We start from the raw sequence: 20407 nt of genomic DNA on the forward strand, positions 1-20407 counted from the left end.
GCGGTGGATGGATAGCCTGGGAGCGTGGATCCGGGCCTGATCGTCGTGCTGTCGCTCGTTCTCGGCATCGTCCTCGGGATCGTCCTCACCAGTGTCGTCACCCTCGCCGCGCGCCAGGGCCGGATCGCTGCGGAGGTCGTCACCGTCGGCCTGCCCGAGGGGATCGGCGCCATCATCGACGCCGTCGGCGCTCCCGCGTTCGTGACCGACCCCTCCCACAACGTGCTGAAGGCGTCCGCCCGCGCGATCTCGCTCGGCCTCGTCTCCCAGGACACGCTCCTCCATCCGGACCTCGTCGCGATCGTCGACCGGGTGCGTCGCTTCGGCGACGACATCGAGCAGGACCTGGAGCTGGCGACGAGCCCGCTCTCGGACGCCGCGGTCACCCTCGTCGTGCACGCCACGCGGCTCGGCTCCCGCTTCGTCCTCGTCCTCGCCGAGGACCACACCGAGGCACGCCGGCTGGAGGCGGTCCGCCGCGACTTCGTCGCCAACATCTCCCACGAGCTGAAGACGCCGATCGGCGCCGTCGGCCTGCTCGCCGAGGCCCTCGACTCCGCTGCCGACGACCCGAAGCAGGTCCGCCGGTTCGCGCACCGCCTCACCCAGGAGTCGCACCGCCTCGCGAAGATCACCCGCGAGATCATCGAGCTCTCCCGCCTGCAGTCGGCGGACGTCGCCGGCTCCGCCGAGGTCGTCCGCGTCGACGACATCGTGGTCGCCGCGCTCGAGACGACGCACGTGATGGCGGAGTCGCACGACGTCACCCTCGTCAAGGGCGGGATGAAGAAGGCGTACGTCGCCGGCCAGGAGAAGATGCTCGTCTCGGCGCTGCACAACCTGCTCGCCAACGCCATCCAGTACTCCCCGCCCGGCTCCCGCGTCGGGATCGGCGTCCGCTCCACCGGCGGCGTCGTCGAGATCGCCGTCACCGACCAGGGCATCGGCATCCCCGAGGAGGACCTGGACCGCGTCTTCGAGCGCTTCTACCGCGTCGACCAGGCCCGCTCCCGCCACACCGGCGGCACCGGGCTCGGCCTCAGCATCGTCAAGCACGCCGTGCAGAACCACGGCGGCGACGTCCGCGTCTGGTCCAAGCCGGGCCGCGGCAGCACCTTCACCATCCGACTCCCCGAAGTAGACCCGGCCAGGACGCCCTTCGCGTCCGCCGCCCCGATAGGAGACACCGCGTGACCAGCATCCTGCTCGTCGAGGACGAGAGCGCCCTCAGCGAGCCGCTCAGCTACCTGCTCGAACGCGAGGGCTACGACGTCACCGTCGCCGAGGACGGCCTCCGCGCCGTCTCCGCCTTCGACGAGGGCGAGTACGACCTGATCCTGCTCGACCTCATGCTCCCCGGCATGCCCGGCACCGAGGTGTGCCGCGAGATCCGCACCCGCTCCGCGATCCCGATCATCATGGTCACCGCGAAGGACTCCGAGGTGGACATCGTCGTGGGACTCGAGCTCGGCGCCGACGACTACGTCACCAAGCCGTACTCGACCCGGGAGCTGCTCGCCCGCATCCGCGCCGTCCTCCGCCGCCGCACCGAGGACCCGGGCGAGGAGCGCATCGTCGTCGCCGGCCCCGTCCGCATGGACATCGAGCGCCACACCGTCGAGGTCGACGGCGTCGAGACCCCGATGCCGCTCAAGGAGTTCGAGCTCCTCGAGATGCTGCTCCGCAACGCCGGCCGCGTCCTCACCCGCGGCCAGCTGATCGACCGCGTCTGGGGTAGCGACTACTTCGGCGACACCAAGACCCTCGACGTCCACGTCAAGCGCATCCGGTCCAAGATCGAGAAGACGCCCAAGGAGCCGGTGCTCCTGGTGACGGTCCGCGGCCTCGGCTACCGCTTCGACGCCTGAGATCGCGGGGCCTGGCGGTGGCGTCTGCGGCGTTGTCGTCGGTTGCGATACCGCCGGTATCGCGCCCTCCTCCGCCTTGCAGCCACCCCCGCCAGGCCCCGCGATCCACTTCTGACGGCGGGGCAGCGAGCCGCCGTCTGCAGACGTGCAGGCGCTGGTCGGGCCGTCGCTGCGCGACGAGCAGTCATGGGGCCGTCGCTGCGCGACGAGCGGTCTGCGACAGGGCCGTCGCTGTGCGACGAGCAGGGGCGGAGGAACATGCTGGTCGAGTAGCCGCCGGAGGCGGCGTATCGAGACCCTGCGCTCCGGAACGGCGAAGGGCCGCCCACCGAGGTGGACGGCCCTTCGCGGGAGCGACTGCTACTCGGCCGGGGCGTCGACGCCGGGCTGCACGGTCGGGGTGGGCAGCGCCGTCTGCGCCGGGTCCGGCGTGGGAGTGAGGGTCGGGCTGGCCGACGGGGCCGGGGTCAGCGTCGCGTAGGCCTCGAGGGCGTTCGTCAGGATCGGGACGAGCAGCTCCTCGCCCTCCTCCGAGCCGTACTGGAAGTAGACGGGGAACAGACTGCCGGGGATCGTGTCGAGGCCCTCCATGGTGACCGACTCGGTGCTGCCCGGGCGGACCTCCGTGCGACCGGGGACCGCGTCCACCGTGTCGCTGGTGCGGCCCGTGCTCGCCTCGTACTGCACCTCGACGCTCACCGTCTCGTCGGTGTCGTTGACCAGGGAGACGACCAGCGTGCCGGTCTCGCCGTCCTCGGAGATGATCATCGCGTTGCGGATGGCGAGATCACCGATCGTCGCACCCACTCCGTCGCTCGGGTCGTAGATGGCCCGCGTCGCCTGCGGGGCGACCAGGTTGCAGCCGGCGGTGGCGAACGCGACGCCGACCGCGAGAACGACGGATGCAGCGATGCGCGCCTTCACGGGTTCCTCCAGATCATCGGCTCCGCCCGCCCCGGACAGGGCGGAATCGAGGTGCAGGAGCCGGAAAAAGACTAGCGCAGCCTCGTCGGCGTCCCGGCCGGGCTGCCCCCTCCTCCCGGCCGCTGCTACTGTGACCGGCGGCGAAAGGACGTCCCGTTGAACACCGTCTCCGGATCGGCGCCGACCGCGGCCGTCGTGATCGTCGCCGCCGGCAGCGGCACCCGTCTCGGGCGCGAGCTCCCCAAGGCCTACGTCGAGTGCGCCGGCGTCACGATCCTCGAGCGCAGCCTCCGCACGGTCCTCACCCTCGCCGAGCCGGTCCAGGTCGTCGTCGTCGCACCGGAGTCCCTCGTCGAGGAGACCGCCGCGCTCTGCCGCCGCGCCTCCGGGTCCGCCGTCGAGGTCCTCGTCACCGCCGGCGGATCGACCCGCCAGGACTCCGTCGCCCGCGGACTCGCCCTCCTGGACCCGGGAGTCGCCACCGTCCTCGTGCACGACGCCGCCCGGGCCCTCACGCCCGTCGCGCAGTTCGAGCGCGTCCTCGCCGCCGTCCGCTCGACCGGCGGCGGCGCGATCCCCGGCCTGCCCGTCACCGACACCATCAAGCTCGTCGGTGCCCACGCGGCGATCCTCGACACGGTCGACCGCTCGCAGCTCGCCGCCGTGCAGACGCCGCAGGGCTTCCCCCGCCGCCTGCTCGACGAGGCCTACGCGGCCGCCGGCCGGGAGTTCACCGACGACGCCGCCCTCCTCGCCGCTCACGGCCGCGGCTCCGTCGTCGTCCCCGGCGATCCGCTCGCCTTCAAGATCACCACGCCCTGGGACCTCGCCCGCGCGGAGCAGCTGCTCGCGCCGCCGCCGTCGTCCGCGGTGCCGCGGGTCGGCATCGGCACCGACGTGCACGCCTTCGACGACGCGTCGCCGCTCTGGCTCGCCGGACTGCACTGGCCGGGGGAGCGCGGACTCTCCGGGCACAGCGACGGCGACCCCGTCGCGCACGCGATCTGCGACGCGCTGCTCGCCGCCGCGAACCTCGGCGACATCGGCTCCCGCTTCGGCACGGACGACCCGCGGTTCCAGGACGCGCACGGCGAGGTCTTCCTCCGTGCGACCCGCGAGCTCGTCGAGGCGGCCGGCTTCACGATCGGCAACGTCTCGGTCCAGCTGATCGGCAACCGCCCGAAGTTCTCCCCGCGGCGGGACGAGGCCCAGCAGCTGCTGTCCGCGCTCCTCGGCGCCCCGGTCAGCGTCGCCGCGACGACCTCGGACGCGCTCGGCTTCACCGGGCGCGGCGAGGGGGTCGCCGCGACGGCCACGGCGCTCGTCCTCCCCACTCCCGGATCCGCGCACTGATCCACCGCGCCAGCCCGCCGCCCGGCCGCGCCCGCCCCGCCCGGTAAACTCGCGGCGTGACTCTGCGACTGCACGACTCGAAGGCCCAGGCCCTCGTCGACTTCGTCCCCCTCCGCGAGAACGAGGTCGGGATGTACGTCTGCGGACCCACGGTGCAGTCGTCGCCGCACATCGGGCACCTGCGCTCCGCCCTGGTCTACGACCAGCTGCGCCGCTGGCTCGCCTACCGCGGCTATCGGGTCACCCTCGTCCGCAACGTCACCGACATCGATGACAAGATCCTCGCGATCGCCGAGCAGGCCCGCCGCGCGGCCGGCGAGGGCGAGCCCTCGGAGCAGTGGTGGGCGCTCGCCTACCGGGTCGAGCTGGAGTTCACCGCCGCCTACTCCGCGCTCGGCATCCTGCCGCCCACCTACGAGCCGCGCGCGACGGCGAGCATCGCCGAGATGGTCGCGCTCGTGCAGCGCCTGATCGAGCTGGGCCACGCCTACCCCGCGCCGGACGACTCCGGCGACGTCTACTTCGACACCCGCTCCTGGCCGGACTACGGCGCGCTCACGCACCAGCGCCTGGAGAGCATGGAGGCGGCGACCGACGCCGACCCGCGCGGCAAGCGCGACCCGCACGACTTCGCGCTGTGGAAGGGCATGAAGCCCGACGAGCCCGAGTCCGCCTCCTGGGCCTCGCCCTGGGGGAGGGGCCGCCCCGGCTGGCACATCGAGTGCTCCGCCATGTCGACCAAGTACCTCGGCACCCAGTTCGACATCCACGGCGGCGGGCTCGACCTGCGCTTCCCGCACCATGAGAACGAGCTCGCCCAGTCGAGCGCCGCGGGCCACGCCTTCGCCAGCTACTGGCTGCACAACGGCCTCGTCTCGGTCACCGGGCAGAAGATGAGCAAGTCGCTCGGCAACTCCGTCTTCGCCTCCGAGCTGCTCGACTCCGCCCGTCCGCTGGTCGTCCGCTACTACCTCGGCTCGGCGCACTACCGCTCGACGCTCGAGTTCCACGACGGTGCGCTCGAGGAGGCCGAGGCGGCGCTCGAGAGGATCGAGGGCTTCCTCGACCGCTCCCGTCGACGCCTCGAGGGCACCCGCTTCGCCGCCGTCGGCGAGCCGGTCGTGCCCGACGAGTTCGCCGAGGCGATGGACGACGACCTCTCGGTCCCGCAGGCCATCGGCGTCCTGCACGAGACCGTGCGGGCCGGCAACGCCGCTCTCGACGCGGAGGACCTCGGCACGGTGTCCGCGCTGCGCACCCAGGTCCTCGCCATGGCGTCGGTCCTCGGCATCGACCCGGAGGCCCCCGAGTGGGCGCGCTCCGACGACGAGCCCACCTACCGGGCCCTCACCGTGCTCGTCGACCGCCTGGTCGCCGAGCGGCAGACCGCGCGCGAGCAGCGCGACTGGGCGGCCGCCGACCGCATCCGAACCGATCTCGCTGCTGCGGGAATCACGATCGAAGACACCCAGACGGGTGCGCATTGGAGTCTCGATGGCGAATAAGCCCGGCCGCCCAGGAGCGGTCCGCAAGAAGAGCAAGGGCAAGGCCGTCGGTTCCGGCGGTCAGGGCCGTCAGGCCCTCGAGGGCAAGAAGCCCACACCCAAAGCCGAGGACCGGCCGTACCACCCCGCAGGCAAGGCGAAGCTGGCGCGCGAGCGCTTCGTCGCCGCCGGCGGCAAGGGCCGACCCGGAGCGGCGCTGAACGGCGCGGCCCGCGGCCAGGGCCGTCCGGCCCCGTCGCGGAAGCCCAAGAGCGGCGACGAGTTCGAGATGGTCACCGGCCGCAACTCGGTCCTCGAGGTGCTGCGCGCCAAGATCCCCGCGACGACCCTCTACCTCGCGACGCGCATCGAGATGGACGACCGGGTCAAGGAGGCGCTCAAGCTCGCCACCGCCCGCGGCATCCCCGTCCTCGAGGTCATGCGCCCGGAGCTCGACCGCCTCGCCGGCCCGGACTCCGTGCACCAGGGCCTCGTCCTCAAGGTCCCGCCGTACGAGTACGCGCACCCGAGCGACCTGCTCGAGCGCAGCGTGTCCCGCGGCGTCGTCCCGCTGTTCGTCGCGCTCGACGGGATCACCGACCCGCGCAACCTCGGCGCGATCATCCGCTCCGTCGCCGCCTTCGGCGGACAGGGCGTCATCGTCCCGCAGCGCCGCTCGGTCGGCCTGAACTCCGCCGCCTGGAAGACCTCCGCCGGAGCCGCCGCGCGCGTGCCCGTCGCGATGGCGTCCAACCTCACCGCGATGATCAAGGACTACAAGCGCGACGGCGTCTTCGTCATCGGCCTCGACGGCGACGGCGACACCATGCTCCCCGGCCTCGAGCTCGCCGACCGCCCACTGCTCGTCGTCGTCGGCAGCGAGGGCAAGGGCCTCTCGCGCCTCGTCACCGAGCAGTGCGACGCCGTCGTCTCCATCCCGATCAGCGCCGCGACCGAATCGCTCAACGCCGGCATCGCGGCGTCGGTCGCGCTCTACGAGATCTCCAAACTCCGCGCCGCCTCCGAGTAGCACAGGCAGCGTGGGCGCCGGCACGGCGATCTGCGGCGTTGTCGTCGGGCGCGATACCGCCGGTATCGCTTCCTCCTCCGCCTTGCAGCTCACCGCGCCGGCACCCGCGCTGACGCCGGGGGAGGGGCGAGGGGTGCCGCCTTCGGCGAGCGGTAGGAGAGAGGCGCCGCTTTCGGCGAGCGGTGGCTGAGGGGCGCCGCCTTCGGCGAGCGGTAGGAGAGAGGCGCCGCTTTCGGCGAGCGGTGGCAGCGGGGCGGCGCCTTCGGTGAGCGGCAGCTGAGGGGCGCCGCCTGCGGCGAGCGGCAACTGAGGGGCGCCGCCTGCGGCGAGCGGATGAGCATGCTGATAGGCCACCGCGGAGCAGGGGGCGCTTCATGCTGATCGAGTAGCCCGCGCAGCGGGCGTATCGAGATCCACCACCGTCAGAACGCGAGTCTGCAGACCCGGGCTGCTGGTGACGGTGGGTCTCGATACGCCGCTGCGCGGCTACTTGACCACCATGAAGGGGTGCCGCCCGCGGCGAACGACGGCCGAAGGGGCGCCGCCTTCGGCGAGCGGGGGCGCATGCTGATCGGTCATCGCCAGCAGGGGGCGCTTCATGCTGATCGAGTAGGCCGCGGAGCGGGCGTACCGAGATCCGCGTCAGCACGCGCCGCAGACGACGAAGGGCTCGCGCCGGATCCGGGATCCGCACGAGCCCTTCGGCGTGCCGGGTCAGACGTTCTTCATCCAGTCGACGTCGGCGTCCTCGTCGGTCAGCTCGGCGTCGCCGGCGCCGTCGATGACGAGGTTCGGCAGGGTGATCGCCTCGGTCGGCGGCGCGATGATGGTCGCCTCGTCGCGGCGGTGGCGCAGGATGTCGTTCACGTAGGCGGTGACCGCCTCCGCCAGCGGCACGTCGCGTGCCTGCTGCTGCGACATGAACCAGCGGTGCTCGAGCAGCTGGTGGAACATCTCCGCCGGCTCCAGCCGCCCCTTGAGGTCGCGCGGGATCGAGCGGATGACCGGCTCGAACACCTGCGCGAGCCACTCGTGGGCGACCATCTCCTCGTCCAGCCCCTGCTTGTCGTAGGTGGCGGTGTAGGAGTCGAGGTCGTTCAGCAGGCGGCGCGCCTGGTTCTCCTGGGCATCCAGCCCGGTCAGCCGCAGCAGGCGGCGCTGGTGGTGACCCGCGTCGACGACCTTCGGCTGGATCCGCACGGTCGAGCCCGCCTCGTCGGTCTTGATCGCGAGCTCCTCGATGTCGAAGCCCAGCTCGTTGAGCCGGTTCACCCGGTCGTTGATGCGCCAGCGCTCGGAGGTCGAGAACGACTCCGCCCCGGTCAGCTCCTTCCAGAGACTGCGGTACGCCGCGACGATGCCGTCGGACACCGTGATCGGGTCGAGGTCGTCGTCGACGCGCCCGCCCGCCTCGAGGTCCAGCAGCTCGCCGGCGATGTTGACTCGGGCGATCTCGAGGTCGTTCTCGCGCTGGCCGTTGGAGAGTCCGCCCGAGTAGAGCTGCCCGGTCTCCGCGTCCACGAGGTACGCCGCGAAGGCGCCCGCGTCGCGCCGGAACAGCGTGTTCGAGAGCGAGACGTCGCCCCAGAAGAAGCCGATGACGTGCAGGCGCACCAGCAGCAGCGCCAGTGCGTCGACGAGGCGCGTGGCCGTGTCGGGACGCAACGTCTGCGAGAACAGCGCGCGGTAGGGGAGCGAGAACTTGAGGTGCCGGGTGACCAGCACGGCGGGCAGCTCGTCGCCCTCGTCGTCGGTGCGGTTCGTGATCACGGCGCCCGGCACGACGCACGGGACGTCGAGCCGCTGCAGGGTCTTGAGCATCTCGTACTCGCGCCGCGACATCTCCGCCGTCGTCTCCTTCACGGCGACGACGTGGCCGGAGAGGTGCGCGAAGCGGACCGTGTGCCGCGAGATGCCCTTGGGCAGCGCGGCGATGTACTCGTCGGGCCAGTCGTTCAGCCGCAGGTTCCACGGCAGGTCGAGGAGGGCGGGGTCGACCGTGGCCGAGGTGATGTTGAGGGAGCCGGACATGGCGCGCCGTTCGTGTCGGGAGTCGGACGGTGGAGGGGCCCGGACGAACGCTGCCGCCGCCTCGGAGGAGACGGCGGCAGCGTGTGCGCGGGGGCGGAGCCTAGGAGAGGCGCAGTCCCGACTCGCCGTCGAAGATGTGCACGCGGTGGTTCGCGGTCACGTAGACGCGGTCGCCCGCGGTCGGGTGCACGCGGCCGTCGACGCGCGCGACGATGTCGGTGCGGCGACCCTCGACCTCGGTGTGGCCGTAGAGGTAGCCGTCCGAGCCGAGCTCCTCGATCAGGTCGACCTCGATCGGCAGGCCGCCGGGCTGGGTCGAGACGGTGACGTCCTCGGGGCGCACGCCGAGCGTGACGACCTTCTGGGTGGTCTTCGCGAGCGCCTCGCGGGCGATCGGGAGGACCGTGTCGCCGAACTTGACGCCGCCGTCGGTGACGTCCGCGTGGAACAGGTTCATCGCGGGCGAGCCGATGAAGCCGGCCACGAAGACGTTGTTCGGGTTCTCGTAGAGGTCGCGGGGCGTGCCGACCTGCTGGAGCAGTCCGTCCTTGAGGACCGCGATGCGGTCGCCCATGGTGAGCGCCTCGGTCTGGTCGTGGGTGACGTAGACGGTGGTGATGCCCAGGCGGCGCTGGAGCGTGCCGATCTGCGTGCGGGTCTGGACGCGGAGCTTGGCGTCGAGGTTCGACAGCGGCTCGTCCATGAGGAACACCTGCGGCTTGCGGACGATGGCGCGACCCATCGCGACGCGCTGACGCTGGCCACCGGAGAGGGCCTTCGGCTTGCGGTTGAGGTAGGGCTCGAGGTCGAGCATCTTCGCGGCCTCGAGGACCCGCGCGGCGCGCTCGTCCTTGTTGATGCCGGCGATCTTGAGCGCGAAGCCCATGTTCTCGGCGACCGACATGTGCGGGTAGAGCGCGTAGTTCTGGAAGACCATCGCGATGTCGCGGTCCTTCGGCGGAACGTCCGTGACGTTACGGTCGCCGATCAGGATGCGGCCCTCGTTGACCTCTTCGAGGCCGGCGAGCATGCGCAGGGAGGTGGACTTGCCGCAGCCCGAGGGGCCGACGAGGACGAGGAACTCGCCGTCTCCGACCTCGAGGTTCAGCTTGTCGACCGAGGCACGCGTGGCCCCGGGGTAGACGCGGGACGCGTTGTCATAGGTTACGGACGCCATTGTTCTTGCTCCTTCACCGGCAGGTACGTGCCGGACGATCCGAGTGAATGGAAGTGACGGTCGTCGTCGCGTGGGCGACTCCGACCAACCGTCACAGTATGCCACGGAGCGCCGGAGCGGGGAGCCGGGGCTCGATGCCGGGCACCGGGACCCGGCGGTATCCGTCGTTTGGAGGTTTCCCAGGGCTCGCGCGTAGGATTCCGGCGAGTCGCAGCCCGGCGGCACTTCCCCTCTCATTCGGAGCGTTCTTGTCATGACCATCGGCGGAGCCAACGACCGTCTCTCGAAGAACCAGCGTCGAGAGGCCGCGCGCGAGAAGGCCCGTCGACTCCGCGAGCAGCAGAAGCGCCGCGACCGCGTCAGCCGCTTCGCCCTGCAGGGCGGTCTCGCGATCGTGGTGATCGCCATCGTCGCAGTCGTCGTCTTCGCCGTCACCTCGAGCATCCGCCCGGCCGGCCCGGGCCCCGCCAACATGGCGAGCGACGGCGTCCTCATCACCGAGGGCCTCGTCGCCTCGACCACCCCGGCGATCCCGGCCGACGGCACCCCGACCCCGAGCGTGCTCGACACCTCCACGGGCACCGTCGACATCCGGGTGTACCTCGACTACCTCTGCCCCTACTGCGGCCAGTTCGAGCAGACCAACGGCGACCAGATCAAGGAGTGGGTCACCAGCGGTGCCGCCACGGTCGAGATCCACCCGATCGCCATCCTGACCACCCGCTCGAACGGCACCAAGTACTCGGAGCGCGCGGCCAACGCCGCGGCCTGCGTCGCCGACCGGTCGCCCGACTCCTTCTTCGACTTCAATGCGGCGCTGTTCGCCGAGCAGCCCGCGGAGGGCACCGACGGCCTCTCCGACGACCAGCTCAAGCAGGCCGCCGCCGACGCGGGTGTCGAGGACGCCGCCGCGGTGAACTCCTGCATCGACGACCAGTCCTTCGTCAGCTGGGTGCGCGCGGCCACGGAGCGCGCCACCTCCGGCCCGCTGCCGGGCACCGAGGTCGCCTCCGTCTCGGGCACGCCGACGGTCCTCGTCAACGGCGAGGCGTACACCGGCTCGCTGACCGACGCGGACGCCTTCAGCTCGTTCGTGCTCTCGGCCGCCGCCGACACCTACTCCTCGGCCACGCCGACCCCCACGCCCGCCGCGGGCTAGGTCGCGAACCCGCCGAGACGGGTCGGAGCACACGAAGGGCCCCGGGAGACCGGGGCCCTTCGTCGTGCACCTCGGGAGGCCTGAGCCCGGTCGCCGCAGGGGGAGGCGCTGCGGGGAGGAGGACGGCCCGCGATCGCGCGACAGCCGATTCCGCGCCTCCGCGTCGGCCGCTCGCTCTCGTGGATAGGCTCACCCGATCTCACCGGGGGGCCGCCATGACCACGCCGCCGATCGTCGCGCCGGCGACCGCCAGGACGCCGATCTTCGAGGGCGTCCAGGCCCTGCGCTTCGTCGCGGCTCTGCTCGTCGTCATCACGCACGCCACGTTCTACGCGCACGAGCGCCTCGACGACTCGATCACCGTCTGGAACGGCGCCGCCGCGGGTGTCGACGTCTTCTTCGTCGTCTCCGGCTTCGTGATGGCGGTCACCGCGGGTCCCTTCGAGGTGCGGGGCGGCTGGCGGTTCTTCGCCGTCCGCCGCGTGATCCGGATCGTCCCGCTGTACTGGGTCGCCACGACCCTCAAGATCGCGTCGATCCTCGTCCTGCCCGGGGCCGTGCTGCACGCCGCCCTCACTCCGTGGACGGGAGTCGCGTCCTACCTCTTCCTGCCCGCCCGCAATCCCGACGGCGCGGTGGAGCCGCTCCTCGGCGTCGGCTGGACCCTCACGTTCGAGACGGCCTTCTACGCGGTCTTCGCCCTCGGGCTGCTCCTGCGGCGGAACGTCCTCGTGTTCGCGTCGACGGTCGTGCTCGTCGTCGCGTCCGGTCATCTCCTCCGCCCCGTCGAGGACTGGCCGGCGTGGGCGGTCTACTTCGATCCGCTCGTCCTGTACTTCGCGATCGGGATGGCGATCGGGAGGATCGCCGGGCTTCCGCGCGCGCGTCGCGGCCTGCTCCTCGCGCTGGGCGCCGCCGCCGCGTTCACCGTCGTCGCGGCACTCGCACCGGAGGGGATCTCCTGGCAGCGCGACGCTCTCTTCCGGAAGGGGATCGTCACCGCGGCGTTCGTCGCGGTGGTCCTGGCCGAACCGCTCGTCCGGCGGCTCGCATCGCGTCGTGGCGCGGATCGCGTCCTCCGGCGACCGCTGCTCGCCCTGGGCGAGGCGTCCTACAGCCTGTACCTCTTCCATCCCCTGATCGGGCCGGTCGTGCCCGCCGCCCTGGCACTGATCGGCCTGCGAGCGGGAGTCCTCTCCGTGGTCGGCACGATCGCCGTCTCGCTGGTCGCCGGGATCGTGGTCCACCGCTGGGTCGAGAGGCCCCTCACGCGGAGGCTGCGAGGGCTGCCGTACGCCGGACTGCCGCCGGACGGCCTGAAGCAGCAGGGTGTCGTGGAGGAGCGGGCGGCCGATCGGCCGCTCACGAGACCGCCTCGGAGCCGACGACGGGACTTGAACCCGTAACCGCCCGATTACAAGTCGGGTGCGCTACCAATTGCGCCACGTCGGCAGGTGCGTCTCCGCACCGGGCCACCCTATCGCGGGGCCGGAAGCCGTCTCGGCTCAGGCCCGCGGGGGCGGATCACGGCTCGAGGATGCTCAGGTGCCGCTCGGCCGGCGTCGGCCGCTTCGGCCCGCCGATCTTGCCGTCGGGGCGGCCGACGTACAGCCAGCCGAGGAGCTCCTCGCCCTTCTCCAGGCGGTGCGCCTTCCGCACGGCCTTGGCGCGGGTGTAGGAGCCGGTGCGCCAGAAGACGCCCCAGCCCGCCTCGTCGAGCAGCAGGCTCAGCAGGTGCGCGACGCCCGAGGCGACGGCCTCCTGCTCCCAGGCGGGCACCTTCGACTTCTTCACGCTCACGACGACCGCGAGGAGGAGGGAGGCGCGGTGCGTCTTCTCGATGTGCTTGCGCGCGTCCTTCTTGTCGCCGGACGCGGCGGCGAAGCTGCGCCCGATGCGGTCGCGCGCCGCCCCGCGGATCTCGATGACCCGCCACGGCCGGAGCGAGCTGTGGTCCGCGAGCCGCGAGGCGGCCGAGACGTAGGCCGCGATCTCCTCGTGCCCCGGCGCCTCCGCGGTCACCTTCGAGCGGGAGCGCCGGGCCAGGACGGCCTCGAGCACGGGAGTCGCGGACACGGTCACTCGCCCTCGGTCGTGAAGTTCATCGCGATCGAGTTCATGCAGTAGCGGTCTCCCGTGGGCGTGCCGAAGCCGTCCGGGAAGACGTGGCCCAGGTGCGAGCCGCAGTTGGCGCAGCGGACCTCGGTGCGGACCATGCCGAGGGTGCTGTCCTCGATGAGCTGCACCGCGTCGGGGCGGATGGACTCGTAGAAGCTCGGCCATCCGCAGCCGGAGTCGAACTTGGTGCCGCTCTTGAACAGCTCGGCGTGGCACGCCGCGCAGGTGTAGAGCCCCTCGCGGTGCTCGTCGAGCAGCTCGCCGGTCCACGGGCGCTCGGTGGCGGCCTGGCGCAGCACCGAGTACTGCTCGCGGTCGAGCTCCTCGCGCCACTCGGCGTCGGTCTTGTTCACGGAATACGACGACATGGGTCTCCCTAGGAATCCTGGTCAGTGTACGGGGGAGGGCGCTCCCCTCTCCTCTCGTAAACTCTCCGCCGTGCAGCTGAATTCCGTGATCTCGAAGGCGTGGAGCGAACTCACGACCGAGGAGGTCTACGCGTTCGCGCGGCTGCGGACCGACGTGTTCCTGCGCGAGCAGCGGGTCGACGACGAGGAGCTCGACGGCCGCGATCTGGAGCCGACGACGCGTCACTGGTGGATCGCCGACGAACGCGGCACGGCCGCCTACCTCCGCACCCTCCGGGACGAGCGGCCCGAGCACCGCGACGCCCACCGGGTGATCGGGCGGGTGGTGACCCGCGCCGACCGCCGCGGGGAGGGCCTCGCCCACCGGCTGGTGAGCGCGGTCCTGGAGCGCCACGGGGACGAGCCGCTCCTGCTCCACGCGCAGTCGTACATCGCGGGCCTCTACGCGCGGTCGGGCTTCGAGCCGTTCGGCGACGAGTTCGACGAGGCGGGCATCCCGCACATCGGCATGTACCGGAGCGCCTCAGCCGCCGCCGAGCCGTCCCTCCCTACTGTGGAGGGATGAGCAGGGCCACGGACGTCGAGCGCAGCACGGGCGCCGTCCTGTCCGAGCGGGATCGCCGCGTCCTCGAGTTCGAGGGCGAGTGGACGGCCCGCGCCGGGGACAAGGACGACGCGATCCGCGAGAGGTTCGGCCTCTCGGTCGCCCGCTACTATCAGGTGCTCAGCGCGGTTCTGGCCTCACCGGCCGCCCTCGCGCACGACCCGATGCTCGTCAAGCGGCTGCAGCGCATCCGCGACGGGCGCGCTGGCGCCCGCGCCGCGCGCCGCCTCGGGCGCCCCGAGTAGACGAGCTGCTCGGGCCCACGAACGGAAGGCCGGCCGTACCGACGATGACCACCACCGCTCCGAAGGACCGCTTCGACGAGATCCCGGCCACCGAGGGTCGCGTCGGCGCCCACCGCCGCCCGCCCGCCCCGCACGCCCGCGCGGTCGCGCTGGCCTGGGCGGCCCTGGCCACCGGAGTGATCGTGCTGCTCGGCTTCATCGGCCTGCTCGTGATCGACAACCGGGTGCAGTTCAACGACGTCTTCACGCCGCCCACCGGCATCGCCGAGACGGAGGCGACCCCCGCGGTCACCCCCACGGTCGACCCGGCCCTCGCGCTCGCGGTCCTGAACGGGACGGCGACGGCGGGCCTCGCCGCGAACGCCGGGGACGCACTGGCCGCGGCGGGCTGGAGCGTGCCCACGGTCGCGAACGCGAACACCGAGGAGGAGACGGCCACGACGATCTACTACACCGACCCCGCGCTCGAGGGCGCGGCGCTCGGTGTCGCTCAGGCGCTCGGCGTCGGCACGCCGGCTCTGACGCAGGACTTCGTCGAGACCGGATCCGTCGTCGTCGTGCTCGGCTCGGACTATCCGCCGCAGTAGCGCGGCGGCGCGGACGCCCCCGGAGCACCCCCTCGGGGCGTGTCCCGGGGGCGTTCTGTTTCCGGCACGTTTAATTCATGTTGAATCCCGGACAACTCTTTCCCACGGGCGCTTTCCGCCCCATTCCGGGCCGAATCGCTGGCTTATGCTCCCTAATCAGGCACCTGCGCATCGCTCGTGTCGCAGGCAGCACAGCACTTTGGGAGTGAGAGATGGCGAACGGAACCGTCAAGTGGTTCAACTCTGAGAAGGGCTACGGCTTCATCACGGTCGACGGCGGCGGGCAGGACGTGTTCGTCCACTACTCCGCCATCGACATGTCGGGATACAAGGTCCTCGAAGAGGGCCAGCACGTCGCGTTCGAGGTCGGCACCGGGTCCAAGGGCCCGCAGGCCGAATCGGTGCGCGTGGTCTGAGGCCCCCGCCCTGCCTGGAGCCGTCGTCCGCCTCGTGCGGGCGGCGGCTCCTCGCGTTGCGCCAGGCGCCGGCGTCACTTGCACTCCTCCCGGGTGAGTGCCAGAATCGCTGTTGGCACTCGCTCCAGTCGAGTGCCAACGACGGAATTCCCCTGACGTCCGGGAGGGACGAAGAACACACATGGCCAAGATCATTGCTTTTGACGAAGAAGCCCGCCGCGGCCTCGAGCGTGGACTCAACACCCTGGCCGATGCGGTCAAGGTGACCCTCGGCCCGCGCGGCCGCAACGTCGTGCTCGAGAAGAAGTGGGGAGCCCCCACCATCACGAACGACGGCGTGTCGATCGCCAAGGAGATCGAGCTCGACGAGCCGTACGAGAAGATCGGCGCCGAGCTCGTCAAGGAGGTCGCCAAGAAGACCGACGACGTCGCCGGCGACGGCACCACCACCGCGACCGTCCTCGCCCAGGCGCTCGTCCGCGAGGGCCTGCGCAACGTCGCGGCCGGCGCCGACCCGATCAGCCTGAAGAAGGGCATCGAGAAGGCCGTCAAGGCCGTCACCGCCGAGCTCGTCGCCGGCGCCAAGGCGATCGAGACCAAGGAGGAGATCGCGGCCACGGCCTCCATCTCCGCCGCGGATCCCGAGATCGGCGCGATCATCGCCGAGGCGATCGACAAGGTCGGCAAGGAGGGCGTCGTCACCGTCGAGGAGTCGAACACCTTCGGCACCGAGCTCGAGCTGACCGAGGGCATGCGCTTCGACAAGGGCTACCTGTCGCAGTACTTCGTCACGGACCCCGACCGCCAGGAGGCCGTGTTCGAGGACCCGTACATCCTGATCGTCAACTCCAAGGTCTCGAACATCAAGGACCTCCTCCCCGTCGTCGACAAGGTGATCCAGGCGGGCAAGCAGCTGCTGATCATCGCCGAGGACGTCGACGGCGAGGCGCTGGCGACCCTGGTCGTCAACAAGATCCGCGGCATCTTCAAGTCGGTCGCCGTCAAGGCCCCGGGCTTCGGCGACCGTCGCAAGGCGCAGCTCCAGGACATCGCGATCCTCACCGGTGGCCAGGTCATCTCCGAGGAGGTCGGCCTCAAGCTCGAGAACGTCACCCTCGACCTGCTCGGCTCGGCCCGCAAGGTCGTCATCACCAAGGACGAGACCACGATCGTCGAGGGTGCCGGCGACGCCGAGGCCATCGCCGGTCGCGTCGCGCAGATCCGCGGCGAGATCGAGAACACCGACAGCGACTACGACCGCGAGAAGCTCCAGGAGCGTCTCGCGAAGCTCGCCGGTGGCGTCGCGGTCATCAAGGCCGGAGCTGCGACCGAGGTCGAGCTCAAGGAGCGCAAGCACCGCATCGAGGACGCCGTCCGCAACGCGAAGGCCGCCGTCGAGGAGGGCATCGTCGCCGGTGGTGGCGTCGCCCTCATCCAGGCCGGCAAGCTCGCCTTCGAGAAGCTCGAGCTGGTCGGAGACGAGGCGACCGGCGCGAACATCGTCAAGGTCGCCATCGACGCGCCGCTCAAGCAGATCGCGCTGAACGCCGGTCTCGAGCCGGGCGTCGTCGCCGCCAAGGTCCGCGAGCTGCCCACCGGACACGGCCTCAACGCCGCGACCGGCGAGTACGTCGACCTGATCGCCGCCGGCATCATCGACCCGGTCAAGGTCACGCGCTCCGCTCTGCAGAACGCGGCCTCGATCGCCGGTCTGTTCCTCACCACGGAGGCCGTCGTCGCCGACAAGCCCGAGCGGAACCCCGTCGCCGCAGGCGGAGACCCCACGGGTGGCATGGACTTCTAGTCCGACCCGCACCACGCAGAAGGCGGTTCCCCTCCGGGGGAGCCGCCTTCGGCATTTCCGGGCGGCGTCCTCGGTCCGCAGACGGTCGAGGACGCCGCCGGCGGGTCAGAACGCGAACAGGCGCGCGTTGGCCTCCTCGGTCTCCGCGTACTGCTGCCCCGCCGTCCCCAGGGCGAGCGCGATCGATTCGAGCCCGTCGTCGACCTGCCCCTGCGTGGTCCGCCAGAGGCCGACCACTCCCTGGAACGCGGCCGAGGCCTGCCCCGTCCACGAGCTCTCGAGGCCGGTGAGCAGAGCGAGCATGCCGGCCACCTCGGCGCGGATGCGGTCCGCGGAGCCGTGGATCGAGCCGCTCGCGGTGCTGATCGCGTCGATGTCGGTCTGGAAGTGGGTCATGTCAGGTCCTCTCACTCGTCCGCGCCGTTCGGCGCGTGGAAGAGAACCTAGGGCGGACAGCGTCGGCCGCGCGGGCCGTCAGGCCGCAGCTGGGGACGGATCGCCGTCCGGGTCGACGGTGAGGAGAGGCAGGGCGACCCGGAAGGTGGCGCCGCCGCCCGGAGTCTCGACGACGTCGACACGGCCCTTGTGCGCCGCGACGATGGAGGAGACGATCGCCAGCCCCAGTCCGCTGCCACCGGTCTCGCGGGTGCGCGAGGTGTCGGCGCGCCAGAAGCGCTGGAAGATCTTCTCCCGGATCTGCGGCGGGATGCCCTCGCCGTGGTCGATGACCTCGAGGAAGGCCAGCCGCCGCGCGCGGTCGACGGCGACGCCGACCTCGATCGGGGTGTCCTCAGGCGTGTAGCGGACGGCGTTGCCGATCAGGTTGGTCAGCACCTGGCGGATCTTGTTCTCCTCCGCCATCACCAGCGCCGGGACGCCGACCTGCTCGGGCTCGGGGGCGGTGCCCGCCGCGAGGTCCTCCGCCGGGACACGGCGCGGGCGGCGGCGGAAGCGCGCCAGGCGTGCGCCGGCCGCCGCGATCGGTCCGGTGAGCCCGGCGGCGGCCGGAACCTCCATGGTCTGGGTCGCGGTGCCGGACGGCTCGTCCATCTCGAGCGCGGGCGTCTCGACGGGGGTGTCGTCGCGGGTCTCGACTCCGAAGTCGCGGTCCGGCCAGGAGGCCATGGCGTCCATCGCGGCGTCGCGGGCGAGCGGCATCAGGTCGACGGGGGAGAGGGCCAGCGGCTTGGTCTCGTCGAGGCGGGCGAGCTCGAGGAGGTCCTCGACGAGGCCGCCCATCCGGATCGCCTCCTTCTCGATGCGCTCCATCGCCTGGCCGACCGCCTCGGGCGTCTGCAGCGCGCCCATCCGGTAGAGCTCGGCGTAGCCGCGGACGGAGACGAGGGGGGTGCGCAGCTCGTGGCTCGCGTCGCCGACGAAGCGGCGCATCTGGTCGATGGTGCGGGCGCGGTCGCGGAAGGCGCTGTCGATGCGCACCAGCATCGCGTTCAGCGAGCGGTTGAGGCGGCCGACCTCGGTGTTGGGCGTGGTGCCGTCCAGGCGCTGGCTGAAGTCGCCGTCGGCGATCGCGGCGGCGGTCTGCTCCACCTGGCGCAGGGGAGCGAACGTCGTAGTGACGAGCAGCCGCGTCAGCATCGCGCCGATGACGACGATCGCGACGCCGAACCCGAGGAAGATCGTCAGGTAGATCGTCATGATGTTGTCGATGTCGCGCGTCGACGTGGCGAGCAGCAGCGTCTGGTAGTCGTTCCCGCGGGAGTACACCGTCGAGACGGCGTGGTACTCGATCCGGTCGTTGACGCTCATCAGCGCCTTCGGCTCGCTGGAGGCGCTCAGGGCGTCCTCGATCGAGTAGCGCGAGGGGAAGGCGGGGTCGGTGCCCTGCCCGGCGTTCGAGTAGACGAGCTTCCCCGAGGAGTCGTACACGGCGCCGTAGTAGTCGTCCGACTCGGAGAACTGCGAGACGCCCTGCGCGGAGAGGTCGGTCGCCACCTTCTGCACCTTGTCGGCCAGCTGCGCGTCGAGCTGAGCGACGAGCTGCGGCTTCAGCATCGTCATCGTGCCGATGCCGGAGACCAGCAGGCCGAGCGTCAGCAGGAGGACGGTGACGGCCGTGATCTTCGTGCGCAGCGAGATGGAGTTCCACCGCTCGGCCAGACCCTGGTGCATGGCGGTGGAACTCCCTCGAAGTCGTGCGGGCGCCCGCCCCCTCACGGGGCCGGCGCCGGGGCGGCGGAGGTCAGACCTTCGCGACCTTCAGCATGTATCCGAATCCTCGCTTGGTCTGGATGAGCGATTCCTCCGAATGCGTGTCGAGCTTACGTCGCAGGTACGAGATGTAGGACTCGACGATGCCCGCATCGCCGTTGAAGTCGTACTCCCAGACGTGATCGAGGATCTGCGCCTTGCTGAGCACCCGGTTGGGGTTGAGCATCAGGTAGCGCAGCAGCTTGAACTCGGTCGGGCTGAGCTCGACCGGCTCGTCGCCGACGAGGACCTCGTGCGTGTCCTGGTCCATCGTGAGCTCGCCGGCGCGGATGACCGCGTCCTCCTCGGCGTGCATCGTGCGGCGGAGGATCGCCTTGATGCGCGCCACGATCTCGTCGAGGCTGAACGGCTTGGTGACGTAGTCGTCGCCGCCGACGGTGAGACCGGTGATCTTGTCCTCGGTGTCGTCCTTCGCCGTGAGGAAGAGGATCGGCGAGGTGTAGCCGGCCGAGCGCAGGCGCTTGGTGACGCCGAAGCCGTTCATGTCCGGGAGCATCACGTCGAGGATGATGAGGTCCGGCTCCTCCTCGAGGACTGCGGAGATCGCCTGAGCGCCGTTGCCCACCGCGCGCACGGCGAAGCCGGCGAAGCGGAGGCTCGTGGTGAGCAGGTCGCGGATGTTGGGCTCGTCGTCGACGATGAGAATGCGGGGTCCGTCCATGCGGACAGTATCTGCGCGTGGCCTGGATGAAGTCTGGGAGTCGCGTGACCGGCTGCTCGTCGAGGGCTCGGCGCAGCCGGAGAGGTCCCCGCTAGGAGGAGCGGCGGCGGCGGACGCCGACCACGAGCATCGCGATCATCATCAGGAAGGCGATCGGCAGGCCGACGAGCGGCAGCGCGAGGACGAACTGCCAGAGGCTCCCGCTGTAGTCTCTGACGCCCATCATCGGCGCCACCAGGACGGCGATGAATGCGATCACCGTCACGACGATGATCGCGACGAACATGTAGGCGAGCACGCGCTCCGCGCGTCCGATGCCCGCGGGCTGCTGTGGCTTCACGGGTCAAGG

The 20407-nt window shown here is 71.2% G+C and carries 21 protein-coding genes and 1 tRNA gene; 12 read left to right on the forward strand and 10 right to left on the reverse strand.

The annotated features are described in order from the left end of the window. The first annotated feature begins 24 nt into the window (after nt 1-24). Both EDF36_RS16235 and EDF36_RS16240 read left to right on the forward strand, forming a co-directional pair. A complete protein-coding gene (locus EDF36_RS16235; RefSeq protein ID WP_123702249.1) occupies nt 25-1194 on the forward strand; it encodes a cell wall metabolism sensor histidine kinase WalK in 1170 nt (389 codons plus the stop codon). Then, a complete protein-coding gene (locus EDF36_RS16240; protein WP_123733788.1) occupies nt 1191-1868 on the forward strand; it encodes a response regulator transcription factor in 678 nt (225 codons plus the stop codon). The genes EDF36_RS16235 and EDF36_RS16240 overlap by 4 nt, the downstream gene beginning before the upstream one ends. A gap of 360 nt (nt 1869-2228) precedes the next feature. Here EDF36_RS16240 and EDF36_RS16250 read toward each other — a convergent pair whose 3' ends face one another. Further along, nucleotides 2229-2792, reverse strand: coding sequence for a hypothetical protein (locus EDF36_RS16250; protein ID WP_123733789.1), 564 nt, complete (start codon nt 2790-2792; stop codon nt 2229-2231). A gap of 156 nt (nt 2793-2948) precedes the next feature. Here EDF36_RS16250 and ispD point away from each other — a divergent pair, with 156 nt between their 5' ends. Genes ispD through rlmB form a run of 3 tightly spaced genes read left to right on the forward strand, consistent with a single transcriptional unit; the run spans nt 2949 to nt 6659 of the window. Next, nucleotides 2949-4145 (forward strand): 2-C-methyl-D-erythritol 4-phosphate cytidylyltransferase, encoded by a 1197-nt coding sequence (ispD, locus tag EDF36_RS16255; RefSeq protein ID WP_123733790.1) that lies wholly within the window; start codon nt 2949-2951, stop codon nt 4143-4145. A gap of 56 nt (nt 4146-4201) precedes the next feature. After that, nucleotides 4202-5650 (forward strand): cysteine--tRNA ligase, encoded by a 1449-nt coding sequence (cysS, locus tag EDF36_RS16260; protein WP_123445157.1) that lies wholly within the window; start codon nt 4202-4204, stop codon nt 5648-5650. Then, nucleotides 5640-6659, forward strand: coding sequence for a 23S rRNA (guanosine(2251)-2'-O)-methyltransferase RlmB (gene rlmB, locus EDF36_RS16265; RefSeq protein WP_123733791.1), 1020 nt, complete (start codon nt 5640-5642; stop codon nt 6657-6659). Before cysS ends, rlmB begins: the two co-directional genes overlap by 11 nt. Before the next feature lie 714 nt (nt 6660-7373). Here rlmB and EDF36_RS16270 read toward each other — a convergent pair. Together EDF36_RS16270 and EDF36_RS16275 are read right to left on the reverse strand one after the other, a co-directional pair. Next, nucleotides 7374-8690, reverse strand: a complete 1317-nt coding sequence (locus EDF36_RS16270) for a DUF4032 domain-containing protein (RefSeq protein ID WP_123445159.1) — start codon at nt 8688-8690, stop codon at nt 7374-7376. A gap of 100 nt (nt 8691-8790) precedes the next feature. Beyond that, on the reverse strand, nt 8791-9867 hold the full coding sequence (locus tag EDF36_RS16275; protein ID WP_123702257.1) for an ABC transporter ATP-binding protein: 1077 nt from the start codon (nt 9865-9867) through the stop codon (nt 8791-8793). 253 nt (nt 9868-10120) lie between these two features. Between EDF36_RS16275 and EDF36_RS16280 the strand changes: the two genes are divergently transcribed. Continuing rightward, a complete protein-coding gene (locus tag EDF36_RS16280) occupies nt 10121-11026 on the forward strand; it encodes a thioredoxin domain-containing protein (protein WP_123733792.1) in 906 nt (301 codons plus the stop codon). Between the two features lie 215 nt (nt 11027-11241). After that, the gene (locus tag EDF36_RS16285) at nt 11242-12432 is read left to right on the forward strand and encodes an acyltransferase (protein ID WP_123733793.1); all 1191 of its coding nucleotides are present in this window, start codon (nt 11242-11244) and stop codon (nt 12430-12432) included. Here EDF36_RS16285 and EDF36_RS16290 read toward each other — a convergent pair. The 3 genes from EDF36_RS16290 to msrB all read right to left on the reverse strand — a co-directional run bounded on the left by EDF36_RS16290 (nt 12406) and on the right by msrB (nt 13512). Further along, nucleotides 12406-12478, reverse strand: a tRNA-Thr gene (locus tag EDF36_RS16290). The two genes, EDF36_RS16285 and EDF36_RS16290, sit on opposite strands and share 27 nt — an antisense overlap. Before the next feature lie 72 nt (nt 12479-12550). Next, the gene (locus EDF36_RS16295; protein WP_123733794.1) at nt 12551-13108 is read right to left on the reverse strand and encodes a nitroreductase family protein; all 558 of its coding nucleotides are present in this window, start codon (nt 13106-13108) and stop codon (nt 12551-12553) included. Further along, the gene (gene msrB, locus EDF36_RS16300; RefSeq protein WP_123445164.1) at nt 13105-13512 is read right to left on the reverse strand and encodes a peptide-methionine (R)-S-oxide reductase MsrB; all 408 of its coding nucleotides are present in this window, start codon (nt 13510-13512) and stop codon (nt 13105-13107) included. Before msrB ends, EDF36_RS16295 begins: the two co-directional genes overlap by 4 nt. Nucleotides 13513-13582: 70 nt before the next feature. Between msrB and EDF36_RS16305 the strand changes: the two genes are divergently transcribed. From EDF36_RS16305 to groL, 5 genes are all read left to right on the forward strand, one after another. Beyond that, nucleotides 13583-14077: a GNAT family N-acetyltransferase gene (locus EDF36_RS16305; RefSeq protein ID WP_243582848.1), complete on the forward strand. Its 495-nt coding sequence runs from the start codon at nt 13583-13585 to the stop codon at nt 14075-14077. After that, nucleotides 14074-14361 carry a DUF3263 domain-containing protein gene (locus tag EDF36_RS16310; protein WP_123445166.1) on the forward strand — a complete coding sequence of 96 codons (288 nt, stop codon included), beginning with the start codon at nt 14074-14076 and terminating at the stop codon, nt 14359-14361. Before EDF36_RS16305 ends, EDF36_RS16310 begins: the two co-directional genes overlap by 4 nt. 44 nt (nt 14362-14405) lie before the next feature. Beyond that, complete coding sequence (locus EDF36_RS16315; protein ID WP_123445167.1) at nt 14406-14948, forward strand: LytR C-terminal domain-containing protein; 543 nt, start codon at nt 14406-14408, stop codon at nt 14946-14948. 212 nt (nt 14949-15160) lie between these two features. Then, complete coding sequence (locus EDF36_RS16320) at nt 15161-15364, forward strand: cold-shock protein (protein ID WP_123445168.1); 204 nt, start codon at nt 15161-15163, stop codon at nt 15362-15364. A gap of 181 nt (nt 15365-15545) precedes the next feature. After that, a complete protein-coding gene (gene groL, locus EDF36_RS16325) occupies nt 15546-17168 on the forward strand; it encodes a chaperonin GroEL (RefSeq protein ID WP_123445169.1) in 1623 nt (540 codons plus the stop codon). 105 nt (nt 17169-17273) lie between these two features. Here the strand turns inward: groL and EDF36_RS16330 are convergent, their stop codons facing one another. From EDF36_RS16330 to EDF36_RS16345, 4 genes are all read right to left on the reverse strand, one after another. Further along, nucleotides 17274-17564 carry a WXG100 family type VII secretion target gene (locus tag EDF36_RS16330; protein WP_123702374.1) on the reverse strand — a complete coding sequence of 97 codons (291 nt, stop codon included), beginning with the start codon at nt 17562-17564 and terminating at the stop codon, nt 17274-17276. Between the two features lie 78 nt (nt 17565-17642). After that, nucleotides 17643-19298 (reverse strand): cell wall metabolism sensor histidine kinase WalK, encoded by a 1656-nt coding sequence (locus tag EDF36_RS16335; protein ID WP_123445171.1) that lies wholly within the window; start codon nt 19296-19298, stop codon nt 17643-17645. A gap of 70 nt (nt 19299-19368) precedes the next feature. Beyond that, nucleotides 19369-20058, reverse strand: coding sequence for a response regulator transcription factor (locus EDF36_RS16340; RefSeq protein ID WP_085475163.1), 690 nt, complete (start codon nt 20056-20058; stop codon nt 19369-19371). Nucleotides 20059-20149: 91 nt separating this feature from the next. Next, nucleotides 20150-20398: a hypothetical protein gene (locus EDF36_RS16345; protein WP_243582849.1), complete on the reverse strand. Its 249-nt coding sequence runs from the start codon at nt 20396-20398 to the stop codon at nt 20150-20152. Nucleotides 20399-20407: the final 9 nt, after the last annotated feature.

It is taken from the genome of Rathayibacter sp. PhB152 (assembly GCF_003751395.1).
GTDB lineage: Bacteria > Actinomycetota > Actinomycetes > Actinomycetales > Microbacteriaceae > Rathayibacter > Rathayibacter festucae.